Origin of the sequence: Microbacterium sp. Leaf288 (genome assembly GCF_001422925.1) — a bacterium.
GTDB lineage: Bacteria > Actinomycetota > Actinomycetes > Actinomycetales > Microbacteriaceae > Microbacterium.
This window is the reverse complement of record NZ_LMNI01000015.1, coordinates 80,460-103,046: the sequence shown is the minus strand read 5'-3', so window position 1 is coordinate 103,046 and position 22,587 is coordinate 80,460. Positions and strand designations below refer to the sequence as shown.

15 protein-coding genes are annotated in these 22,587 nt (G+C 65.9%); 13 read left to right on the top strand and 2 right to left on the bottom strand.

Annotated features, from left to right (window positions below):
* The first annotated feature begins 18 nt into the window (after nucleotides 1-18).
* The 12 genes from ASF40_RS20270 to ASF40_RS20215 all read left to right on the top strand — a co-directional run bounded on the left by ASF40_RS20270 (nucleotide 19) and on the right by ASF40_RS20215 (nucleotide 15,832).
* A complete protein-coding gene (locus ASF40_RS20270; RefSeq protein WP_056372554.1) occupies nucleotides 19-1,473 on the top strand; it encodes an aldehyde dehydrogenase family protein in 1,455 nt (484 codons plus the stop codon).
* Nucleotides 1,474-2,727: 1,254 nt separating this feature from the next.
* Nucleotides 2,728-3,981, top strand: coding sequence for an ROK family transcriptional regulator (locus tag ASF40_RS20265; protein WP_056372551.1), 1,254 nt, complete (start codon nucleotides 2,728-2,730; stop codon nucleotides 3,979-3,981).
* A 351-nt stretch (nucleotides 3,982-4,332) separates the two neighbouring features.
* A complete protein-coding gene (locus ASF40_RS20260) occupies nucleotides 4,333-5,847 on the top strand; it encodes an ABC transporter substrate-binding protein (protein ID WP_056372549.1) in 1,515 nt (504 codons plus the stop codon).
* A gap of 61 nt (nucleotides 5,848-5,908) precedes the next feature.
* Nucleotides 5,909-6,850, top strand: coding sequence for an ABC transporter permease (locus ASF40_RS20255; RefSeq protein WP_056372547.1), 942 nt, complete (start codon nucleotides 5,909-5,911; stop codon nucleotides 6,848-6,850).
* Nucleotides 6,847-8,700 (top strand): dipeptide/oligopeptide/nickel ABC transporter permease/ATP-binding protein, encoded by a 1,854-nt coding sequence (locus ASF40_RS20250; protein WP_082497236.1) that lies wholly within the window; start codon nucleotides 6,847-6,849, stop codon nucleotides 8,698-8,700. Before ASF40_RS20255 ends, ASF40_RS20250 begins: the two co-directional genes overlap by 4 nt.
* The gene (locus ASF40_RS20245; RefSeq protein ID WP_056372545.1) at nucleotides 8,697-9,566 is read left to right on the top strand and encodes an ATP-binding cassette domain-containing protein; all 870 of its coding nucleotides are present in this window, start codon (nucleotides 8,697-8,699) and stop codon (nucleotides 9,564-9,566) included. Before ASF40_RS20250 ends, ASF40_RS20245 begins: the two co-directional genes overlap by 4 nt.
* Before the next feature lie 39 nt (nucleotides 9,567-9,605).
* Nucleotides 9,606-10,571, top strand: coding sequence for an alpha/beta hydrolase (locus ASF40_RS20240; protein WP_056372543.1), 966 nt, complete (start codon nucleotides 9,606-9,608; stop codon nucleotides 10,569-10,571).
* The gene (locus ASF40_RS20235; protein ID WP_056372541.1) at nucleotides 10,568-11,155 is read left to right on the top strand and encodes a nuclear transport factor 2 family protein; all 588 of its coding nucleotides are present in this window, start codon (nucleotides 10,568-10,570) and stop codon (nucleotides 11,153-11,155) included. The genes ASF40_RS20240 and ASF40_RS20235 overlap by 4 nt, the downstream gene beginning before the upstream one ends.
* Nucleotides 11,152-12,051 (top strand): hypothetical protein, encoded by a 900-nt coding sequence (locus ASF40_RS20230; protein WP_056372539.1) that lies wholly within the window; start codon nucleotides 11,152-11,154, stop codon nucleotides 12,049-12,051. Before ASF40_RS20235 ends, ASF40_RS20230 begins: the two co-directional genes overlap by 4 nt.
* Complete coding sequence (locus ASF40_RS20225; protein WP_235560308.1) at nucleotides 12,044-14,230, top strand: glycoside hydrolase family 3 N-terminal domain-containing protein; 2,187 nt, start codon at nucleotides 12,044-12,046, stop codon at nucleotides 14,228-14,230. Before ASF40_RS20230 ends, ASF40_RS20225 begins: the two co-directional genes overlap by 8 nt.
* A gap of 46 nt (nucleotides 14,231-14,276) precedes the next feature.
* Nucleotides 14,277-14,768, top strand: a complete 492-nt coding sequence (locus ASF40_RS20220) for a heme-degrading domain-containing protein (RefSeq protein ID WP_056372537.1) — start codon at nucleotides 14,277-14,279, stop codon at nucleotides 14,766-14,768.
* A complete protein-coding gene (locus ASF40_RS20215) occupies nucleotides 14,765-15,832 on the top strand; it encodes a Gfo/Idh/MocA family protein (RefSeq protein ID WP_056372535.1) in 1,068 nt (355 codons plus the stop codon). Before ASF40_RS20220 ends, ASF40_RS20215 begins: the two co-directional genes overlap by 4 nt.
* Nucleotides 15,833-15,943: 111 nt before the next feature.
* On the opposite strand, the gene ASF40_RS20210 is transcribed toward ASF40_RS20215, so the two are convergent.
* Together ASF40_RS20210 and ASF40_RS21215 are read right to left on the bottom strand one after the other, a co-directional pair.
* A complete protein-coding gene (locus tag ASF40_RS20210; protein WP_056372533.1) occupies nucleotides 15,944-20,710 on the bottom strand; it encodes a hypothetical protein in 4,767 nt (1,588 codons plus the stop codon).
* 57 nt (nucleotides 20,711-20,767) lie between these two features.
* Complete coding sequence (locus ASF40_RS21215) at nucleotides 20,768-21,115, bottom strand: trypco2 family protein (RefSeq protein WP_157549856.1); 348 nt, start codon at nucleotides 21,113-21,115, stop codon at nucleotides 20,768-20,770.
* Nucleotides 21,116-21,373: 258 nt separating this feature from the next.
* On the opposite strand from ASF40_RS21215, the gene ASF40_RS20205 reads away from it, so the two are divergent.
* Nucleotides 21,374-22,516, top strand: coding sequence for a site-specific integrase (locus ASF40_RS20205; protein ID WP_235560307.1), 1,143 nt, complete (start codon nucleotides 21,374-21,376; stop codon nucleotides 22,514-22,516).
* The last annotated feature ends 71 nt before the right edge of the window (nucleotides 22,517-22,587 follow it).

Sequence of the window (22,587 nt, the reverse complement as noted above, 5' to 3'; positions counted from 1 at the left end):
TCGAAAGGAAGGAAGACCATGACGTTCTTCGAGCCGTCGACCTGGGAAGGAAAGCTGTTCAGTGGAGGATGGAGGGGCTCCGCGCACTCCGCCCCCGTACGGGAACCCGCCACTGGTGGGGAGATCGGACGCTACGGTGTCGCGTCTGTCGATGACGTCGCTTCCGCTGGGGCCGTCGCGGCACAGGCGCAGCGCGACTGGGAGCTCGTCCCCGCAGACGCGAAGTCGGCGATCCTTCGCCGAGCCGGTGATCTGTTCACCGAGCGGGCATCTGTCATGCAGGACTGGCTGATGCGCGAGGCAGGATCGGGCGGGGGTAAAGCCGCGTTCGAAGCGGGACTGGTCGCCTCCGAGTTCTACTTCGCCGCCGCGACCGCGCAGATGCCATACGGGCAGCTCCTCCGCAGCAGTCGTCCACGGCTGAGCATGGCTCGCCGCCGCGCCGTCGGCACAGTCGGGGTCATCTCGCCCTTCAACTTCCCCGGCATCCTCACTGCCCGCTCCGTCGCGCCCGCGCTCGCGCTCGGCAACGCCGTGATCCTGAAGCCCGATCCGCGCACCAGCATCTCAGGTGGTCTCATCTTCGCGGCGATCCTCGAAGAGGCTGGCCTTCCTGAAGGGCTGTTCCATGTTCTGCCCGGCGGCGCGGATGTGGGTGGCGCTCTCGTCGACGAACCTTCCGTGAGGGTGATCTCCTTCACCGGATCCACGCAGGCGGGACGGATAGTGGGTGAGCGCGCCGGACGACTGCTCAAGCGAGCGCACCTCGAACTCGGCGGAAACAACGCACTTGTCGTGCTCGATGATGTCGACGTCGAGGCGGCCGCGTCGGCAGGCGCCTGGGGCTCGTTCCTTCATCAGGGTCAGATATGCATGACAACCGGACGTCACCTCGTTCAGGAGCGCGTGTACGACGAGTACGTCGAATGCCTGGCCGCGAAGGCGAAGCACATTCCCACCGGAAACCCGCTCGAGGGCGCACCGCTCGGCCCGATCATCGACGCCCATCAGCTCGCCAAGGTCGACGCCATCGTGCAGGACTCTGTCGCTGCGGGGGCCGTTCTCGCAGCGGGTGGCACGCACCAGGATCTCTTTTATGATGCGACCGTGCTTGCCGACGTTGCGCCTGGCCACCGGGCATTCGCCGAAGAAATCTTCGGCCCGGTCGCCCCAGTGACTCGATTCTCGAGCATCGACGAGCTCGTCGAGCTGGCCACGTCATCGGACTACGGCCTGTCACTGGGCATCCTGTCGAAAGACGCTTACCGCGCACTCGAACTGAGCGAGCGCATCCCGTCGGGAATCGTTCACATCAACGACCAGACCGTCGATGACGAGGCCGTGGCACCGTTCGGAGGCGTCGGGGCGTCGGGCACAGGGGCACGGTTCGGCGGCCACGAGGCGAATATCGAGGCGTTCACCGAGACGCAGTGGGTCACCGTGCAGGCGGACATCGCTCGCTACCCCTTCTGAGGGATGCTGTCGCATCGGGGGCCCCGGCTACGAAAGTGCCGGGGCCTTTCCGCTCCTGATCCGGGCGGTGGAAGATGCCGGAACCGCGTTATCGTCAGTCCGCTCCCGCAGGTCGGCGGCGTGTGGACTACGAGCGCGGCGTCGGAGAATGTAACCTCGCAGCCTTCGCTTGGCGTGGCTCGGCGAAGAGACGGTCGAGCTTGCGAACGAGGTGCTCACGCCGTTACGCCGGTCGAGCGCGAGGAGGCGACGGCCCCCGCGCCGCACCACCTTGATCCGGATGTCCTCGCCCGGACCGGGCAGCGGCGCGTGCGGGGTCGCGGGCCGCGGCGGGATGGCCACGGGGGTCGCCTCCCAGGCTCGTTGCGGGGTGGTCCTGCCGGGCAGGTCCTGGTGCGGGCGGTGGGTGTTGTAGACGATGTCGAACTGGTCGACCTGCGCTTGGAGTTGGTCGAGGGTGTCGGCCAGCGGCTGCTTGCCGAGGAACCGGAACAGGTCTGATGGAACCGCTTGTTCTCGGAGGGAAGGCTGTCCCCCCCTCCTCCCGACCGATGGTGGGAGCGGTACTCCTCCTGCACGAAGCTGAAGAAGAACACCGTCGGGCACCCCACCGGGCCCTTCAATCGCAACGACCAAACCTAGGCAGGGTCATGCACTGGTTCGCCAACCGCACCGGCAACAGCGGCGATGGCGACGGCGAAGGACTCGCCTGGGAGTGACCAAGAGGACGCGCGCTGGATCCTCTTGCGCGCACCCGGTCGACGAGGAACGGCCTACGTGCATTTGGCGGAATACTGGCCCATCGTCGTCCGACCGCTCGCGGATCCTTACACGAAGGCTCAACTCAGGGCTTCTTCGATTAGTTTCGCGAGTACCGCTTCCCGTCCTTCGTGTCGACCGACCTCGAAAGTGTCAACGGCTGGGGAGGACTGGAGTTGCGTCAGACACGTTGGTGGTAGGAGAACACGGTTGGGCCGGCTATCCCCAGGCGGGCGCGGATGTCTTCCGCTGCTCCGAGGAAGCGGCCGGCGCCGTGGACATCCCCGCTTGACGCTGCGATAGCGAAGCCGGAAAAGCGTCCTTGGCCGTGCCTCCCTGCGCTACGCACGGTGTGGCTGACGCGCTCAATGCGGCGGACACGCGCACCGTCCTGTGAAGAGCCGCCCTTGGTCTTGGCATACGCCATCTTCCGATCACCGGAACAACTGCTCCGGGACGGCATACTTGAGGAGAATCGAGTCTCGGAGGATCTGCATGGCTGGTGAGCGGCAAGCCGGGCTATCGGCCGTCCTCGACGCGATCCGACGTGACGACGGCGTCACGCAGACGACGCTCACCGAGCGGGTCGGGCTCGGACGAAGCGTGGTGGCGGAACGCGTCACTCAGCTGCAGGAGGTCGGGTTGATCCTCAGCGCGGGACGCGGCCCCTCGACGGGCGGCCGGGCACCGCGCCGGCTCTCCCTGAACCCCGATGCCGGGTTCGTCCTCGGCATCGACATCGAGGCGACGGGACTAGTCGTCGGCGTGGCGAATATGGCGGGCAATGTGCTCAGCACACGCCGCGAGCCCATCGACGTCCGTCGAGGACCCGAAGAGGTCATGTCCAGGATCTTCACTCTCGCCGACGAAATCGTCGCCGAGAACGCGGCCGCGGGAAATCTGCTCGGCGCCGGCGTCGGCATCCCTGGGCCGGTGGACTTCGATGCAGGTGCTCCTCTCGAGGAGCCCCTGCTACCCGGCTGGGCCGGGTACCCCTTACGCGATGAGCTATCGCGGCGCTTGCCCGTTCCCGTCTGGGTTGACGGGCGAGCGAACTTGCTCGCGCTGGTGGAGGTCGTCACGAACCCTCGCGCCGCGCGAGCGAACAACCTGCTCTATTTCGGCGGGGGATCCAGCACGGCGGCAGCGATGATCGTCGGGGGCAGTTCCTATCGCGGCGCGCATGGACTCGCAGGGTCTGTCGGCCACATCGCGGTTCCCGAAGCCGGCATGGTTTCGTGCGTCTGTGGCAGAGTGGGATGTCTGGACGCGGTCGCGAGTCGTTGGGCGATCGCGCGGGACGGTCTCCTGCTGGCACAGACGGGACGCAGCGCGGCTCTCGCAGGTACGCTCGCCCAGACCGGCGCAGTGGAGCCGTACGACATCACGCTCGCGGCTCAGCAGGGGGATGTTGCCGCTCGCGAGCTCATCGAGCGGGCCGCCGCGGTGCTCGGGCGCACACTCTCGAATCTTCTCAGCTTCTTCGCCCCCGACATGCTGGTGATTGGCGGCGGTGTGGCGCGCGCTCGGGACTACGCGCTCGAGCCTCTTCGCGCCGCCATCCACGAGCGTCTTCCTCCCGCAGCGACAGCCGATCTCATCATCGAGTTCTCGGTGCTCGACGACCTCGTCAGCGGAGTGCTCGGAGCCACGCAACTGGCAATCGGCGAGCTGTTCAACAAGGCCAACGTCGACCAACTGCTTCTCTCCGCCGCCGGGCGCGCGGACGGCACCCCTCCCACTCGCTGAAACCCACCGCCGGCATGGCATGAACTCCCCCTAGGCGCCGGCGCTGTGAAGGGCTCGGGACGGCGACACAGGGCTGGGCGTGCAGCGTGTCGAGTTGGCCTCGAGGAAGAGGAACGTACTCGCTGACTTTCCGTTACCGGTGTGACTGCCGCCATCCGCTCGCGATATTCGTGCGGTGGATGACGGATATAGAAGCAATCGCTTTGTCTTCTTCCGGTAACCGGATTATCTTCATGGGAATGAGCGCCGGCAACATCGGCGCTCTCCGAGGCCAGAGTGTCTCCGCCCCGCGCTCCCGACCGACTCACAGCTGACCGTCGCAGAGCCGTACGACTTTCAATGAGGAGAATCATGCGAAACAAACTTGCGGCGGCGATCGTCGCGACATGCGCGCTTGTGCTGACGGCGTGCTCGGGAGCATCGCCCAACACGGCGAGCGAAACACAGGAACTTCGCATCGGAGCGATCTCACCGATCGCGTCTTTCGAGCCGGGAAACTTCGATGCTGGTCCCGGTTCCGCCTTCATCCAGCCTGTCTACGACACCATCCTCCGCAACGACAACGACGGTGAGCCGCAGCCGAGCATCGCGACGGAGTGGAGCTACAACGACTCCGGCACCGAGCTAAGTCTCACCCTCCGCGACGATGTCGCCTTCACCGACGGCGCCAAGCTCGACGCGGAAGCGGTGAAGGCGAACCTCGAGGCGGCGAAGGCGGGAACGGGCGAGACCGCGGGTCAACTGCGATTCATCGACTCGGTGACAGTGGAAGACCCAACCCACCTGACCATCTCCCTCACCGCGGTGGATCCGTCGCTTCTCACCAACCTCGGCGGTGCGGCCGGTTCGCTCGCGAGTCCCGAGGCTCTCGGCACTCCCGAACTCGCCACGACGCCGGTCGGATCCGGACCCTACGTCTTCGACACGGCTGCCTCGCAGACGGGCGTGACATACGCCTACACGCGGAACCCGGACTACTGGAATGCCGACGACTTCCCGTTCGACGAGATCACGATCACGGTCTTCAATGACGGAAACGCCGTGACGAACGCGCTCCGCTCGGGTCAGGTCGACTTCGCGGGCATCTCCGATCAGGCAGCGGAAACGCTCGAGTCGGACAGCCTAGAGGTGCGGTCCTTCCCCGCCTACACCGCCAGCGGCGTCTTCCTCTTCGATCGCAACGGTACGATCGTTCCGGCGCTCGCAGACGTCCGGGTACGCCAGGCGATCAACACGGCTTTCGACCGTGAGCAGATCGTCGAGCAGGTCTACGCAGGCGTCGGCACTCCGACCGCCCAGTCCTTCAGCGAGTCCAGCGCAGCCTTCGACCCGTCATTCGAGAAGTACGAGCATGACGTCGACGCCGCCAAGGCACTGCTCGCCGAAGCCGGATACGCGGACGGGTTCACCCTGCCCATGCCGGACCTTGGGCCCATCGATCCGAAGCGCCAGGCGGCGGTCACCGAGGCCCTCACGGCCATCGGAATCACGCCCCAGTACGAGCCGGTGAACGGGGAGACGTTCATCTCTGATCTCCTATCCGGCAAGTACCCCGCCGCGATCTTCAACCTGAACAGCCACCGTCCGTGGGACTTCGCCCAACTCGCACTCCTGCCCGACTCGCTCTGGAACCCCTTCCACACGACCGACGAGACCATCGTCGACCTCGTGAACACGGCGCAGACGCAGACGGGCGAGGAGGCCGACGCGACGTTCCGCGAGCTGAACGAGTACATCGTCGATCAGGCATGGTTCGCGACCCTGGTTCAGCCGAACAGCGTCTTCGGGGTGAGCAGCGCCATCGACGTCGAGCCGCGGAAGTTCTCGACGTGGCCGCCGATCTGGAACTTCACCCCAGCGTCGTGACGTCGAGGGGAGGGGCCGGTCGAGGATCTCGGGCGGCCCCTCCCCACACCAAGGAGTACCTGTGTTCTACTTTCTTCTCCGGCGCGTGGGCGGAGGGATCTTCCTGCTCTTCGTGATCGTGACCGTCACGTTCTTCCTGTTGAACGCGATCGGCAGTGATCCCGCACGCCAGATCCTCGGCCCCACGGCCTCAGCCGAGCTCGTCGAAGCCAAGCGCGCGGAGCTGGGCCTCGACCTTCCCGTGGTCGTGCAGTACGTCAACTGGCTCACATCGGCGATCACGGGCGACCTCGGCACCTCCTGGTACTCGAGCCAGCCGGTCACGGAGCTTCTGGGGTTCGCGCTCCCGCCCACGCTGTCCATGGTCATCGGCGCCATTCTGGTGTCGACGGTGATCGGTACGGTGATCGGCGTCGTCGCCGCCACCCGCCGGGGTGCCGTCGACCGCGGGCTACAGTTCTTCTCGACCGTCATCCAGGCCGTGCCCGCGTTCCTCGTCGCGATCGTGCTTGCCGTCGTCTTCGCCGTGCAGCTCGGTCTGTTCCCCGCTACCGGCTACACCGCGTTCGCCGCCTCACCCTCGGATTGGCTGGCATCCATCGTTCTTCCCGTCACCGCACTCGCACTCGCCTCGATCGCCTCGATCGCCCTGCAAGTGCGCGGATCGATGATCGACGTGCTCCGACAGGACTACGTCCGGACGCTCCGCAGTCGCGGGTTGTCCGATCGCAGCGTGCTGTTGCGACACACTCTGCGGAATGCCGCCGGGCCCGCGCTCACCACGATCTCGCTGACCTTCATCATCGCCATCTCCGGGTCCGTGATCGTGGAGAAGGTCTTCAACATCCCGGGGATCGGAACTCAGGCGAACACGTCAGCATCCCGTGGCGACCTCCCCGTCGTCCTCGGTGTCGTCGCCGTGACCGTCGTCCTCGTCGTCCTCGTCAACCTGATCGTCGACATCGCACAGGGATGGATCAATCCGAAGGTACGTGTCTCATGAGCGCCGATCTTGTCACCGATGCCGCGACCGGCATGCAGCTCACGGAGGAAGACGAGCGGCGCCCGGGCGTCATCCGCCGTCTCCTTCACGAACCGGCGGCCGTCATCTCGCTCGTCTTCGTCGGCGTTCTGCTCATCGTCGCGATCTGCGCACCCCTGCTGACCCCGTACGACCCCATGGTGAGCGATCTCAACAACGTGCTGGCACCGCCGCTTTCTCCCGGGCATCTGCTCGGCACCGACGGACTGGGCCGGGACGTCCTGGCGAACCTCATCTATGGCACACAGACGAGTCTCCAGAGCGCCGTGATCGTGATCGGCGTGAGCGTGCTGATCGGTGTGCCCTTCGGCCTGCTCGCCGGATATCGGCAGGGCGCCGTCGACGGGATCAGCACATGGGTGAGCAGCGCCCTTCTCTCGCTACCTGCGATCGTCGTGCTCCTGGTGGTCCTCGCACGGGTCGGGCGCAGCTCGGCCCTCGCGCTGGCGGTGTTCGGTGTCCTGATCGCCCCGACCGTGTTCCTCCTCATCCGCAGCTCTGTCCGGGCCGTGCGCGAGGAGCTGTACGTGGACGCGGCGAAGGTCTCCGGCCTGACCGACACCCGCATCATGCGCCGCCACATCCTGCCGGTCGTCATAAAGCCCACCATCATCTACGCCGCCCTCCTGGCCGGTGCCGGAATCGGAATCGAAGCGGGAATCGCGTTCCTCGGGCTGGGGTCGGCTGATCGCGCCAGCTGGGGCATGATGCTCTCCGACGCCACCCAGAACGTCTACAACGCTCCCTGGCTCTTGAGCTGGCCGAGCGTCGCCCTCGTGCTGACGGTGGTCGCCTTCACGCTCATCGGAAACGGACTGCGCGATGCGCTGGCCGGCGACACCACACCCGCCGACCGCCGCCGCGCGAAGGTCACCCGCCGACCGGCCGCCGCCCGCGCGCGTACGCGGGAGAAGAGGGATGCCTCGCCCAAGGGTGCCCGCGCGGGCGCCGATCGGGCCCTCCTCGTCGTCGACGACCTGAAGGTGTCTTACCCTCGTCCGGACGAGTCCGAGGCGGTCGTCGTGAACGGCGTCTCCCTGCGACTCGAGCGCGGCACAGTCCTCGGACTGGTCGGGGAATCCGGATCTGGCAAGTCGCAGACGGCCTTCTCGATTCTCGGACTGCTCCCGGAGGAGGCCACTCTCAGTGCGGCGACCCTGGCGTTCGACGGTGTGGACCTCCTCTCCCTGGATTCCGCGCAGCGCAACGCCCTCCGCGGCATCGGCATCGGCTACATCCCCCAGGAGCCCATGAGCAACCTGGACCCGGCGTTCCGCATCGGTTTCCAGCTCACGGAGCCCGTGCGGCAGCACCTCGGTCTGTCGAGGCGGGAAGCCAAGGACGAAGCGCTCCGGCTCCTGGCTCGCGTCGGCATACCGGATCCCGAGAGGGTGTTCCATTCGTACCCCCATGAGGTTTCGGGCGGAATGGCGCAGCGCGTTCTGATCGCCGGGGCCGTCTCGTGCAACCCCAAGCTGCTGATCGCCGACGAGCCCACCACAGCGCTTGACGTCACGGTCCAGGCGGACGTCCTCGAGCTGCTGCGCAGCCTGCAGACCGAGAGGGAGATGGGTGTCCTGCTCGTCACCCACAATCTCGGGGTGGTCGCCGACATCTGCGACCGCGTCGCCGTCATGCGCGCCGGCGAGATCGTCGAGGAGGCAGCCGTCGCGGAGCTCTTCGCCGCTCCCCGGCACGAGTACACGCGAATGCTGCTCAACTCGGCTCTCGCCTCCGCCGATCCCAGCGACGAATCGGCAGTCGCCGCGCCCGACGAACCGCTCGGTGAGCACGGAGGGAGCGACCGATGAACGCTGCACACGATGCGGATGAGAACCTCCTGGTCGTCGAGGATCTGGTGGTGGAATACCCCGGCCGGTTCCGGCGCGGGGGGTTCCGCGCTCTCCACGGCGTCAGCCTGAAGATCCGGCCCGGTGAGACCCTCGGGCTGGTCGGCGAGTCCGGCTCCGGGAAGACGACCATCGGCCGCGCCGTCCTCGGACTCGCCCCCGTCACCGCAGGTGACGTCCGATTCGACGGTCGCTCCATCGCGCGGATCCGGGCGCGTGAGCGTCAGGCGTTGAGCCGCGACATCCAAGTCGTCTTCCAAGACCCGTACACCTCGCTCAATCCCGCGATGACGGTGGCCGACATCCTGACCGAGCCGCTTCTCGTGACAGGGACCTCCCGCAACGATGCGAATCGGCGCGTTCGCGAGCTGCTGGATCAGGTGCACCTGCCGTCGAACTCCGGCAATCGCTATGCGCGCGAGTTCTCCGGCGGGCAGCGACAGCGCATCGCCATCGCCAGAGCGCTCTGCCGTGAGCCTCGGCTGATCGTGTGCGACGAACCCGTCAGCGCGCTGGACCAGTCCACTCAGTCGCGCGTGCTGGCGCTGTTCCAGGAGATCCAGGGTCGTCTCGGCGTCGCCCTTCTCTTCGTCACGCACGACCTCGACGTCGTCCGCCACGTCAGCCACACCGTGGCCGTCATGCGCGCAGGCCGCATCGTCGAGTCGGGTCCCACGGAGGATGTGATCTCGGATCCGCAGCATCCGTACACCCGCGCGCTGCTCTTGGCGGCCCCGATCGCCGACCCCGCTCAGCAGAGAATCCGTCGCGAGGAGCGTCGGATATTCCTCAGATCGCAGACCGAATCGATCACGGCTGTGCGCTGACGGCAGATACTGCCCTCACCGACGACCCATCAGGACATCATGACCATTTCGCCGTCCCAGCTGACCGCCCCCGCCATGCAGAACGGGTTCGTCCCTCCGTTCTACCCACCCACGGTGCGGGCTCCACGGCCCCGCGGAGCCGACACCTTCGCCGGGATCACCTACGCAGCGCCCATCGGATATCGGAACCTGCAGCTCGACCTCCACGTCCCGCACGGCGCCGCCACAGATGCTCCGGTGCCCGTTGTGGTGTGGATCCATGGTGGTGCCTGGATGTTCGGCGGCCGCGAGCTCCTTCCCCCCAACTGGCCGATCGGCTCCGTAGATCAGCTCCTGATCGACGCCGGCATCGCTGTCGCGACGATCGACTACCGGCACGCCCGTGAGGCCGCGTTCCCCGCTCAGCTTCACGACGCCAAGGCAGCGATCCGCTATCTGCGGGCGTACGCGGACGACCTCGGCCTGGACCGCGAACGGGTCGCCGTCTGGGGGGAGTCCGCGGGCGGGCATCTGGCGGCACTGTGCGCCACGATCGCCGGAGACCCCGACCTCGAAGGGACCATCGGTGTTCCCACGGGTGACAGCGGCGTCGCGGCGGCCGTCTGCTTCTACCCCGTGACCGACGTCGCCACCATGCCCTCGCAGGACAACCTGCCCGAGCCCGTCAAGCGCATCATGCTCGCGCAGTTCGGCGAGATCCTCCCGCCGCCCATCGACGTCCTGCTGGACGGCTCTCCCTACGATCGGGAGGAGGGACACCGCGTCGTCTCGCCGACCCATCACGTCACCCCGACGTCGCCGCCCTTCCTCTTCATCCACGGGGAAGCAGACAGAGCCGTGCCGCCGCAGCAGTCCACGGTGCTCGCCGACCGTCTCATCGACGCCGGCGTACCGGTGGAGGTGGTGATGGTCCCCGGAGGAGGTCACGTCTTCGATGACGTGGACCCGATGCCGCAGCTCGAGCGGGCCGTGGCATTCCTGTCCGAACGACTGCTGCCCGCATGAGCCCGTCTGCAGCCGGCGCCCCCACCGAGGCGACGCCGCCGCTGATGAACGCGGACGACGTGCTGGAGATCGAGCAGCTCAAGTACTTCTACGAACAGGCGTACGCCCTCCACCGGCACGAGGAGATCCCCCACATCTTCAGCGAGAGGGATCCGCTCTTCGACATCGCCGGCGACACGGTGACGGGTTTCGACGACATCCGCCGCAAGTTCTCGGACCTTGCGAAGGTGTCGCCGCGGGAGGACTCCTTCCACACTGGATGGCAGATCTGCGCGCCGCTGATCGATATGGAAGATGACGGCGCGCACGCGCGGATCATCGCTCCGACGTTCGGCTACCTGGTGCTCAACTTCTCGCCGGAGCTCTTCTCGCCGCCGTACTCGGTGCGGGCCGCCTTCGAGATCTGGGACGACCTCCTCGTCAGGGAGCACGGCGCGTGGCGCATCCGGGAACTGCACGCGCGGTTCATGATGGCGCAGCCGATCTGGGTCTGGGACGCCGAGGAGGACGACACCTACGCCACCCGCCGCGAGATGCACCTCGTGGAGCATCCCTTTCCCCGAGGAGGTGCGTCAGCACGATGAAACCGAGCATCCTCTACGGAGTGCAGTTCGCGCAGAGCCGGATGCTGCTGCTCTCGCAGTCCGGTCGAACCTCCGAGATCGACGACCTGCTGTGCCCGGGGGCAGAGGTGGTGCTGGACGACATGGGACCCACCGGTCAGTGGCGCAATCACCTTCCTGCCACGCAGTACATCCGCCCGGAGGGCCGCAGCGGAGTGGTTCGGGCGTCATGGACGACGTTGGGGGCGGTGGCGTCGGACGCCGAGGAAGACGGAATGGGTCCGACGCTCCGCTACGTCATCGGGTCCTACGACAACGAGTTCGCGCTCCACGAAGGCGTGTGGAAGTTCCGTCGGCTGGCGTGGCGCCCCCTCCTGTCCACCACACCGTGGCGGCGGGAGCCGGATCCGCATCTCGAGCAGCACCTCGCCGACAGCAAGTCGTGGGTCGCCGTCCCGGCGGGGGTGCGAGGGGTGTCCGATGAGGGGGTCTCCCCCCGCACCCTGCTGACATTGGAGCTCCGGAACTCGTTGATGGGCCTCTGTCACGGCTACAACGAGCGGGGTCTGGACGTGCTGACGGATGCCGACATCAGCGCCTCGGCCGCGTCAGCGGCCCGCCGGATGCTGACCTCGAGCGGGGACGGGGCATCCGGCTTCATCCTCGCGACCTCGCCCGTCGTCCACGTGGGCGAGGGGCTGCTGTCGGCGGATGTCTTCGCCAGCGTCACCGTCATCGCACGCCGCGGTCCCGGACAGGTCGAACATCAGCGGGGAAGCCTGCTCGCACGGTACTCGCGCTCATCCGAGCAGGGCCCCTGGCTCTTGGAAGAACTGACGTGGTATCGCTATGCGACGCTGCAACCGTGGTCGATCGACGCCACTGCGACCGTCTCGAAAGGAAACCCTCGTGAATGACCAGTTCGTCGAAGACCTCCTCGCCCGGATGACCTGGCAGGAGAAGCTCGGCCAACTGCAGATCACCTATCACCCGGATGCGGGACGCACGCGCGACCTCGTCTCCGCCGGCATGGGCTGCATCTTCTGGCAGGGCAGCGCCGAGGCGACCAATGCGATGCAACGCCACGCGGTGACGAATACGCGGCTCGGCATCCCGCTGCTCGTCGGTCTCGACGTCATCCACGGCCAGCGGACGATCTTCCCGACACCGCTCGCTCTGGCCTCCAGCTTCCAACCGGAGCTGGCGGAGGTCGTCGCCCGCATCTCGGGCCGGGAGGCGGCATCCGGCGGCGTGAACTGGACCTTCTCCCCGATGGTGGATGTCTCGCGGGACCCGCGCTGGGGGCGCGTGGTCGAGGGCTTCGGCGAGGACGTCCTCCTCAACAGCGCCTTCGGCGCGGCGATGGTGCGCGGATACCAGGGCGACGACCTGGCCGCCGCCGACGCCATCGCCGCGTGCGCGAAGCACTTTGTCGGCTACGGCCACGCAGAGGGCGGACGTGACTACAACACGACGGACATGTCCGAGTACCGCCTCCGAAACACCTACCTACCCCCCTTCAAGGCGGTGGTGGATGCCGGCGCCGCCACCGTCATGGCAGCGTTCAACACCATCGACGGCGTTCCCATGCACGCCAACGGGCGCCTGCTCACCGAGGTGCTGCGTGGGGAGTGGGGGTTCGAGGGCGTCGTCGTGGGAGATGCAGACGGAGTCATGAACCTGATCCCGCATGGGATCGCGGCAACCCCCTCCGAAGCACTCCTCCTCGCCTTCCGCGCGGGCTTGACGGTCGAGATGGGAGGCAACGTGGTGAAGGACGGCATCCCCGCCCTCACCGACGCGGAGCTCTCGCCCACGGTCGTCGACGACGCCGTTCGTCGGGTCCTGACACTGAAGGTCGCCCTCGGCCTCTTCGACGACCCGTACGTCGATCCCGAACGCGAGATCCTCGAGGCGACTTCCGAACACCGTCAGATCGCCCGCGACGTTGCGGCGTCATCGATGGTGCTGCTCAAGAACGACGACGCACTGCTGCCTCTCGCCGCGCCCAGTCGAATCCTGGTCACCGGCCCGTACGCGAACAGCACCGATCACCTCGGGGCCTGGGTGCAGTCGTTCGCCACTCCGTCGGGAAACATCGTGGACGAGCTGCGGCGCCGGCTCCCCGAGACGGAGGTTTTGCTGAGCCCGGGCGCGACGTTCCTCGGCGGAGACGACCCGTCGCTTGCTGCGGAGGCGGCTTCGCGGGCCGCAGAGAGTGATCTGGTCGTCCTGTTCGTCGGCGAGCCGAGCAACCTCTCGGGCGAGGCCGCGTCACGAAGCGACCTGCGCCTCCCCGGCCAGCAGGAGGCGCTCATCCATGCCATCGCAGACACAGGGGTGCCCTTCATCGTGGTCATCGAGAGCGGTCGGCCGCTCGCGCTGAGCGAATGGTTTCATCGGGCGCCGGCCGTGCTGCAGGCCTGGCACCTCGGAACCGAGGCACCGCACGCGATCGTCTCCGCGCTTACGGGGCGCACCGCGCCGTCCGGCAAGCTGCCCGTATCGCTGCCCCGGAGCAGCAGCCAGGTGCCGATCTTCTACAGCCACGAGAACACGGGACGCCCCGCAACCGTCGGCGGCCAGCTGGAACCGACGAAGTGGGACCCGGCCCTCCACGGTCCCAACAACGTCGACGACAAGTACTCCTCGAAGTACCTCGACCTCGACCTCGGGCCTCTGCTCCCTTTCGGACACGGCCTCACCTACACCCGGTTCGAGTACTCGGAAGCACGCGTGCCGACCGGGACGCTGACCCTCGACAGTCTGCGGCACGGCGCAACGTTCGGTCTCGAGATCACCGTGACCAACGTCGGCGAGCGTGCGGGAAACGAGATCGTGCAACTCTACGTGCACGACCTCGTCGCCCATCGCGTGCAGCCGATCAGAGTGCTGCGGAAGTTCTCCCGTCTGCACCTGGAGCCAGGCGAGTCGCAGTCGGTGTCGTTCGATCTGGGCTTCGAGGATCTGGCGTTCTGGTCTGAGTCGCACTGCACCCCAGGCTTCGACGTCGAGGCGGGAGCCTTCGACGTCTTCATCGGGGGGTCGTCGGATGCGGCGCTCGCAACGCGTATCGACGTGACAACGGCGCCCTGAGCCGCAGCGTGCTCGTTGCAGGCGAAGCGAACAAGCAAGGAGAACAATGCCGGATACCGAGCTCGACGACCTCGTGCAGGAAGAGTGGTCGCTGTCGTTCCCGCGCTTCACCCACGACGATGCGCGCGCCGTCGGGGGCCACATCGTCGGCACGGCGACCGATGGCGCACTGGCGATCACCACGGCGATCTGGCTGGGGGAGCAGCGGGTGTTCCACGCCGCCATGCGTGGTACCTCTGCCGACAACGACGCGTGGATGGAACGTAAGGCCGCGCTCACGCGCCGGTACGACGCGAGTTCCTGGATCGTGACGTCGCGCCTACGTCGCTACGGAGTGACCGAGGCCAAGCCGGCGGGCGGACTTGACCCGATGCGCTACGTCCTCGCTGGGGGAGCCGTGCCGATTCGGGTCGCGGGCACCACCGTCGGGGTGGCCGTCGTGTCAGGTCTGAGCGACGCGGAAGACCACGCGCTCGTCATCGACGCCCTACGCAGCCATCTCGCGACACGGCGCGCCTCGACCGGAGACCGTTCGTGACACTCATCCTTCCCTCGCCGCGGCTGATCGATCCGGCCGCGGTGCCGCCGCTGCGGTGGGGCGTGATCGGCACCGGCATCGGTGCGCGGTTCGTCGGCTCCGTCCACGGCCACACACCCCAGCGTGTGGTGGCGATCGCCGCCCGCGACGCAGCGAAGACCGCGGCTGTCGCGGGCCGGCACGGCATCGACCGCTGGTACACCGACACCTCGGCCCTCATCGCCGACCCAGGCGTCGACGCGGTCTACATCTCCACGCCGCATCCACTACATCGGGACTTCGCCCTCGAGGCGATCGCGGCGGGTAAGCCCGTGCTCGTCGAGAAGCCGATCGCGATGACCGCCACCGCAGCGCGCGAGATCGCCGATGCAGCTCGCGCCGCCGGCGTGCTCGCCATGGAGGCGATGTGGACGCGGTACCTGCCGCAGACCGACGTGCTGCGTCAAATCCTTGCCGATGGGCTGCTGGGTGATGTGCGACTCGTGCGCGCCGACTTCGGCCCGCTCATCCCGTACGACCCGGGTAGCAGGTTGTGGAATCCGGCTCTGGGAGGCGGTGGGCTCCTGGATGCCGGCATCTACCCGATCGCGCTCGCGTCGATGGTGCTCGGCACGCCGTCAGGCGTCGTGGCGGCGGGCACCGTCACACCCGATGGCGTCGACGCCACCGCGAACATCCTGCTCACCAGCGAAGCCGATTCCGCCGCCCTGCTGTCGACATCGCTTGTCACATCGCTCCCCGCGACGGCCGACGTCGCCGGGTCCGCGGGCCGCGTCGCGTTCGCCTCGCCATGGTTCACGCCCACGGAGATGACCGTCGTGGTGGGGCCGTGGGGTGCCCAGGAGACCGCGACGTGGCGGCATCCGTCCGTCGACGGGCCGACCGACGGCTACGCCTATCAGGCGACCGCATTCGCGTCATACGTGGCCGAGGGGTGGGTCGAGTCGCCGCTGCACACGCACGACGAGACGGTGTCGATCCTCGCGACGATCGACGAGGTCCGAGGGCAGCTGCGCCGGAGCGCGCGGCCGGCTTTCGTCCACAACCACAGACAGGGTGGTTGAGATCGGCGGGGTGAGCCCGCTCTCGCACACGCCAGGGATGTGTGCACCAATGTGTGAACCGGCGGCGTCGATCCCAATGTTCACAAGGGATCGACAACCGTTCCCGCTTGCCTACGGATCAGAGGGTCTCGTGCCCGGGAGGATCAATGTAAGTCGGCGCGGCCAACCCGAGGGGTCTGCAGCCGCGAGCGTTGCCCACATCTCACCCGATCCTGTGTCGTTGGGCGCGAGCGACAATGCTTGAAGCACGTAGATGCGCGCCCTCGCAAACTCGCCGAGTTGCGTGAAGAACTCCGCGACTCGCATGAATGACGACGCGCGCTCGACGGGATCGACGACCTTGGCCGCTTCCTTCTCAAGCGCGGCGACCATCTCCAATGCTTCGGCCCGAGTGTCGGCCGCCTCGCGTGGGTTGCGGGTATCCATCAGTGCCATTGTGAGATCGAGGTAGGCCTGGGCGCGGCGCCATTGATTCTCGAGCCCATGGGCGGTGTTCTTCGCCCGTTGGGTATCGCCGCCGCGGGCCAGGGCTATTGCCAGACTGCTGAGCACCCTGTCGTGATGGAAGGTCCGCTGAAGCCGCTTAGCCAGCCGCGTCACTTCTCCGATATTCATTGCGTCTGCCTGAGCGGAAGCAATGCCCGCGAGAATCTGATGCATTGAGCCGCGGTCGAGAGCATCGGCCAACTGCTCGGCTTCGAAGAACAGGCGATCCGCGTCAGCGATATGCCACAGATTGACTGCAGCTGCTGCAATCTTCGTCAGTGTCAGCGCGCGTTGGACTTGGTCGGATACGGCAATGGCCGCGGATTCAGAAACGTCGAGGACTCGTCTGCCCTCTATGACTCTTCCCAATGCGGCCCAAACGCTCGCGGAGCTTGCATACCATCGCGCACGCTGATCATCGTTCTCTATGTGGACAGCCACGTCTTCGGCGTCAAGTAGGAGCCGCGTTGCTACGGTCCGGAGATTCGACTCCGTCAGCGCTTTGCAAATGTCAAGTAGAGCCCATGCCCTGATGAGCTCGGAGCGGACGCTTCTAGCGATGCGTTCGGCCTCGACGTAATTGCCCGCTCGCGCGATCTCAGCGACGATGCATCGATACCCGAATCCACGTTCTCGTTCGTCTGCGTTCTTCAGTGTCCCCTCTGCGATCGCGTCGATCAATCGCTCGGCTTCAGTAAGGCGACCCACTCGCGCCAGCCCTTCGGCGACGCCCGCCAGGGCGAACGAGAGGTAGTCGGCAGGGCGCGCGTCGATGTAGCGATCCGCCTCGGCGAGAATCAGCTGTTCCGCGTCGACCATGAATCCTGCATCGGCCAGCGCTTCCGCGACCTCAACGACAGCGCCCGTGCGTTCGTACGTTGGGATCTCGGAGAGAAACCCTTCCGCAGCGCCCCGCAGCCCTTGTGTAGCCAGAGTCACCGCCACCGCTGAGAGCGCCTCGTCCCGCTTGTGCTGAATCGGAATCGAGTTTGCGAGAGTCCGTGCCTTGACGAGGTTTCCGTTCTCTGCCAGGGCGACGACGGCGCCGGAAAGCGCGTCCGCCCGAGACCATGCTGACCGTATCGTCCTCGCTAGGCGATCTGCTCCTTCAGCGTCGCCGGCGCGCGCGTACGCCCGGATGGTCAATTGCACTGCCCGCTCGCCCCTGACCTCTGCACCGCGATCAGTTAGATCGACGCGAGATAGCAAACGCGCGGCGTCAGTGACGTGGCCCGCTGTCGCGAGTCGCTCCACCAGCTCAAGTAGATCGATCGCCCTGATGGAGTCTCCACCAGGCTCGCCGAGTACGCGCTCAGCCTCGGCAAACAGTCGAGACGAATCGGAGAGATTGCCGACCGCAGCCAGAGCAACAGCGAGTTCCGACAGGGCATCTGAAACGAAGGTCCTTTTCCGTGCCTGCCTCTCGGCCTCCTCAAACACCCGCGATGCTGCGGCCACGTCGCCGTTGGCCACGAAGGCCTGGCCGACCAGCGCAAGAGCCTCAGACGGATCCGCTGAACGTCCGGCGAGAGATTCGGCTTCAGTCAACATCTGTGCCTGCACCAATTCTTCGACGACGAAAGTCGTCGCGACCAGACGTTCAACCTGATCTCGGATCCGGTCGAGCGCTAGGTTGGCCTCGACAGGAAGTCCGGCCTCAACGAATGCGATCGCTACGGCTCGCCATGCGTCGTCCCTGTACGTCTCGTCCGTGATGCCCCCAACGGCGAGCTGGACTTCATGTGGTTCCCCCGCGGTTGCAAATGCGGAAGCCATGCCGTGTAGCGCGACTTCCCGCACGCTGTCGTCGGCGATGCTTCTAACAACTCGGTGCGCTTCGTCGGGGTCTCCTGCCTCGGCGAATGCGATCGCGACTCCGCGTAGCGCATCCTCCCGCGATTCGTCGTCGTCGATCCCCGCCAACACGAGGTGCGCCTTCTGTGGACTCCCCGCGGTAGCGAAAGCAATCGCCAAGGCTCGCCACTCGTCGACCTGTGGCTCGTCGTCGGCGATGCGGTCGAGGAAGCGTTGAGCTTCGTCGGGATTTCCTGATTTGGCGAACGCCGTGGCAACAGCTCGCAGCGCATCACCTCTGTTCCCATCGCCGTTAATGCCGTCGACGACGCGGAACGCCTCTTCGGGCGCACGCATAAGTGCGAACGTCACGCCTACTTTCAACAGCAATGCGTCGGAATCGTCTCCGGCGTCGGTCGAAGCCACGATTCGTTCCACCCCGGTCAGAGTTTCAGCCGCGAGCGCCTCCCGGGAGTGCTCCGCGAGTACTCTCGCAGCATCGATGAGCGCTGCCGCGCGGTCGTGCGGTGACCCGCGGCGACCAGCCAGCGAAATCGCCCGGGTTTGGTGTCCGAGTCGGATGAGGAGCCGTACGAGCTCGTCGGGCACGCGACTGTCCGCACGGATGAGTCGCTTCTCTGCGGTTCGCAGCACAAGCAGGTCGCCCATGTCCGCGACGCCATCTCGAATACCCATCTCGATGGCGTCTCGGACTTCGGTATGAGCCTGGTCATCCGTGCCGAGGCGCGAGCGCAACCAGTCCTGCCGGTAGGGGTCGACCGCACAGCGCGCCAACTCGTTGAAGTTCCTCGAAATCGTGAGCACCGCGGGATAGGCGGTCTCGAAGAACATTGGTCGATCGGTCGACCAGCCGCCCGCCTGCTCGACGTCGATCCATTGCGAGAGCGCTGTGCGGCACTGGTCGACATATGAGCGGCTGAGTTCATCTCTTACGATGCCGGGTATGGTTTCGTGCGACCATTCGTACGCGGTATTGAAGTCGGAAGGTATCCTCGCCCCCAACGGTGGGACGACCCGTCGAACCGCTCGGCTCAGGCTGCTCTGAAGGCGCTGAAGAACCTGCGCCGGATTGACCGGATCAGTCAGGCGGGTGAGCACACTCGCGAGATCGTTCGCACACATCGCGACCCCGGCAGCGGCGAGTAGGGCGAGGATCTGTTTTGTGGTGCCGTCGTCGCGCTGCGCTGCCTGCCGGATCTGTATGTGGGCTTCCTCTTCGATTCCCGCAGCGAAGGAGGAGGGGGTCAGTTGCAGCGGGCCCGCTGCCCTCATCGGGTGGTGTCGCGGCAATGATTGATAGATGAGGTCATAGGGCCGAGTAGCGACAATCACTCTTAACCCAGGAATGCTGCCCGGCAACAGGCTCGCGATCGACGGAGTCGATGCTGGCCCGAGATCGAAGGCCTCGTCCTCGTCGAGGGCGTCGACAATGAACACGAGTCTCCGGCCATTCTCCGCCGCGTGCTCGCATGCGCGTCTCAGGAGTTCGAAGTAGTACCCCTCCTGAATTGTGCCGAGTCGATAGGAGAACATGCTCTGCGTCGGTGGCTCGCCCAGGTAGGCCTCAAGCTGATGGGTTATGGACTCGACGAAGGCGCGTGCGTCTCGCTGATCTGGCCTGTTGCGGCTAGTGAAGAACGAGACCACATCGATGCCCGCCGGGGCGTCCGCCACGAACGTCGCCAGTAACGCGGTCTTGCCTGACCAGGCGTCTGCGTGCCAAACCAAGTATGTGCTGTCCGAGTTCGCGCAGAAGTCGCTCATGATCGCCAACTCAGCCGCACGGCCCCGCACGCGCTGTCCGTCGATTGCTTCGAGGATTGTCTGGACCCGCGCTCGTTGAGCCGCGCGCGTCATCGGGGCCGTTCGATCGATCGTCACGTCATCGAATGGCGCAATCGAAAGCTGCGGGACACGCTCCGCCAACTGCTGTATCAACTTCGGGTCGTGGAGTTGTAGGCCCGCGAGAACATCGGCGATCCGCACGCCTTCAAGTACGGTCGGATGATCTGGAGATGGATCTATCGTCACCACGCCGATGAGGTGGTTTCCTACGAACAACGCTGAGCCGGAGAGGCCCGCGAATGAAGATTTCCCGGGTGCGGGCATCGTGATCGGGCGGGAGTTCGCGTCGAGGTGCATGGTGACTGATCTATCGGTGAAGCCCGTTCCCGTGCTCACTTCGCCCGCTAGATGAGTGACCCTGACATATGCGCGGTCACCCATGGGAGAACCGCGACCGGGGATGATGGCGTTGGAGCGTTTCGTGGCGATGCTTGGGAAACCGGCGGCGCTGCAGCTCACGACGGCACCCGCGCGGCCCAGACTTCCGACCACGGGCCGCTCGCCGAGTTCCATCGGCGCCGCGGTTGCGCAGATGAGGACGGCTACGTCACTGCCGAGATCGAAACTTTGGGTGACCCGTGAGGTCCATCCTTCAACTAATCCGGACTCCACCTGCATACCATCGGGCGAGGGGCCGACGAGATGAGACGCCGTCAACACCACGTCCGGCGCCAGCAGGTAGCCCGAGCCGGTGATCTCATTTCCGGCAACGTCGTAGGAGAAGATCTGCACGACGCGATTTAGATCCATGAAGCACTCACATCGCAGTGGTTACCGCCCGTCCCGGGACTAGTCTGAAGATTCTGGTCCTGCCTGGGCGCGGCGTGTGACGCCCGGCTCTGGCGATCCTCCAATGAGCATCGATTCACTCGGCGCGCTCCGCAGCCGTGGAGTAATGGAGAAGGTCAACGTCTGCGTGTTTGTCCGGCCGTGATTTGCGCTCGCTTCCGCCGATAGCACCCAGAACTTCGCGGAGACCTTGCCGCTCACATCGACCACTTGAACCTCCGTCGTGAGTTCGATAGTGATCGGCCCTGCTTCAAATGCCATGGCGCTTTCAGCACCGTCGGCCCACGCACTCGCAAGCTCCGTGCGCAATGCACTGATCACATTCGCCAGCTCAAGTCGATCCGCCATAGCTCCCCCGCTCATTCCCCAATTCAGACCGCTAACCCGAACTCTCCAGTCCTGTCGATACTGCCGGTAACTGTCCGCCAACGCGAACAGTCCTCTCTCGTGCGTTCGTCGTGCTCCGCCGCATGACATGCAGCCCGCCTCGGAGGACGAGCCGTACAGAGCCTTGGATGACGCAGTGAAGCATCCGCCTAGATGGGGGCGGATCGAAGAACTGCGTAACTCTCTGTCCATTCCGCAAAGCATTGGTACTATGAACCCGTGGGTAGCGTCGAATCCTACGATTCCAAAGCGGGGCGTCGCTATCGTGTGCGATACCGTCGCCCCGACAACAAGCAAACCGACAAGCGCGGGTTTCGCACAAAGCGCGAGGCGGAGAACTTCCTTACCTCCGTGGAGACGTCGAAGCTTCGAGGCGAGTGGGTAGACCCGAGTCGCTCACGCGTGCGCTTCTCGGAGATCGCGGAGGCGTGGTATGCGAGCAAGATCCGCGTGAAGCCGACGACTCGGTCGGGCTATCGAAACTCGCTGGACAAGCATGTGTTGCCCGAATGGGGCGACGTGAGAATTGTCGACATCGATCACGCACACGTGCAAACGTGGGTGGCCCGACTGTCGACGACCCTGTCCGCGTCCTCGACGCGGCAGATATACCTCGTTGTGTCGGGTGCGCTCGCATATGCCGTCCGCGACGGGCGACTTGCCCGCAATGTGGCTGCGGACATCGAGCTTCCGAGGCTCTCGAAGGCGGAGCGACACTACCTGAGCCACGTGCAGGTACACGAGCTTGCAGATGCCACGGGGGAGTGGGGCACGCTTGTGAGGCTCCTTGCCTACAGCGGGCTCCGATGGGGTGAGGCAGCAGCACTGAGGCCTGTCGACGTGGATCTGGCGAACAGAGTCGTGCACGTGCGTCGAGCGGTCGCTGATGTGCGTGGCTCCCTGATCTTCGGCACCCCAAAGACCCACGAGCAGCGCATCGTTCCGTATCCGTCTCTGCTCGACGAGGGGATCGCCGCTCACGTCAGGACGGGACAGCGGCACGATCTCGTCTTCCCCACAGCGGAGGGCACCGTGCTCCGCGGAGGGAACTTTCGTCGTCGAGTGTTCGCGCCGGCCGTCGCGAGGCTTCAACTCGCCTCGCCAGACGGATTCCCACACATCACCCCGCACGACCTCCGCCACACCGCCGCAAGTCTGGCGATCTCTGCCGGAGCCAATGTGAAGATCCTGCAACGGATGCTCGGACACGCGTCCGCAGCGATGACGCTCGACGTCTACGCAGACCTGTTTCCGGAGGATCTTACGTCCGTCTCGATCGCCCTCGACCGGGCGGCGCGTGATTCGTTCGTGGGCAAACCGTGGGCAAAAGCTCCCGACGGCGACCCAAGCCCTGCGCCCTGACGACGAGATCTGGCCGAATCTGCGTCGCGTTCCCGAGCCCGCGACACCCTGAGATCCGCGCAATTCCGCGG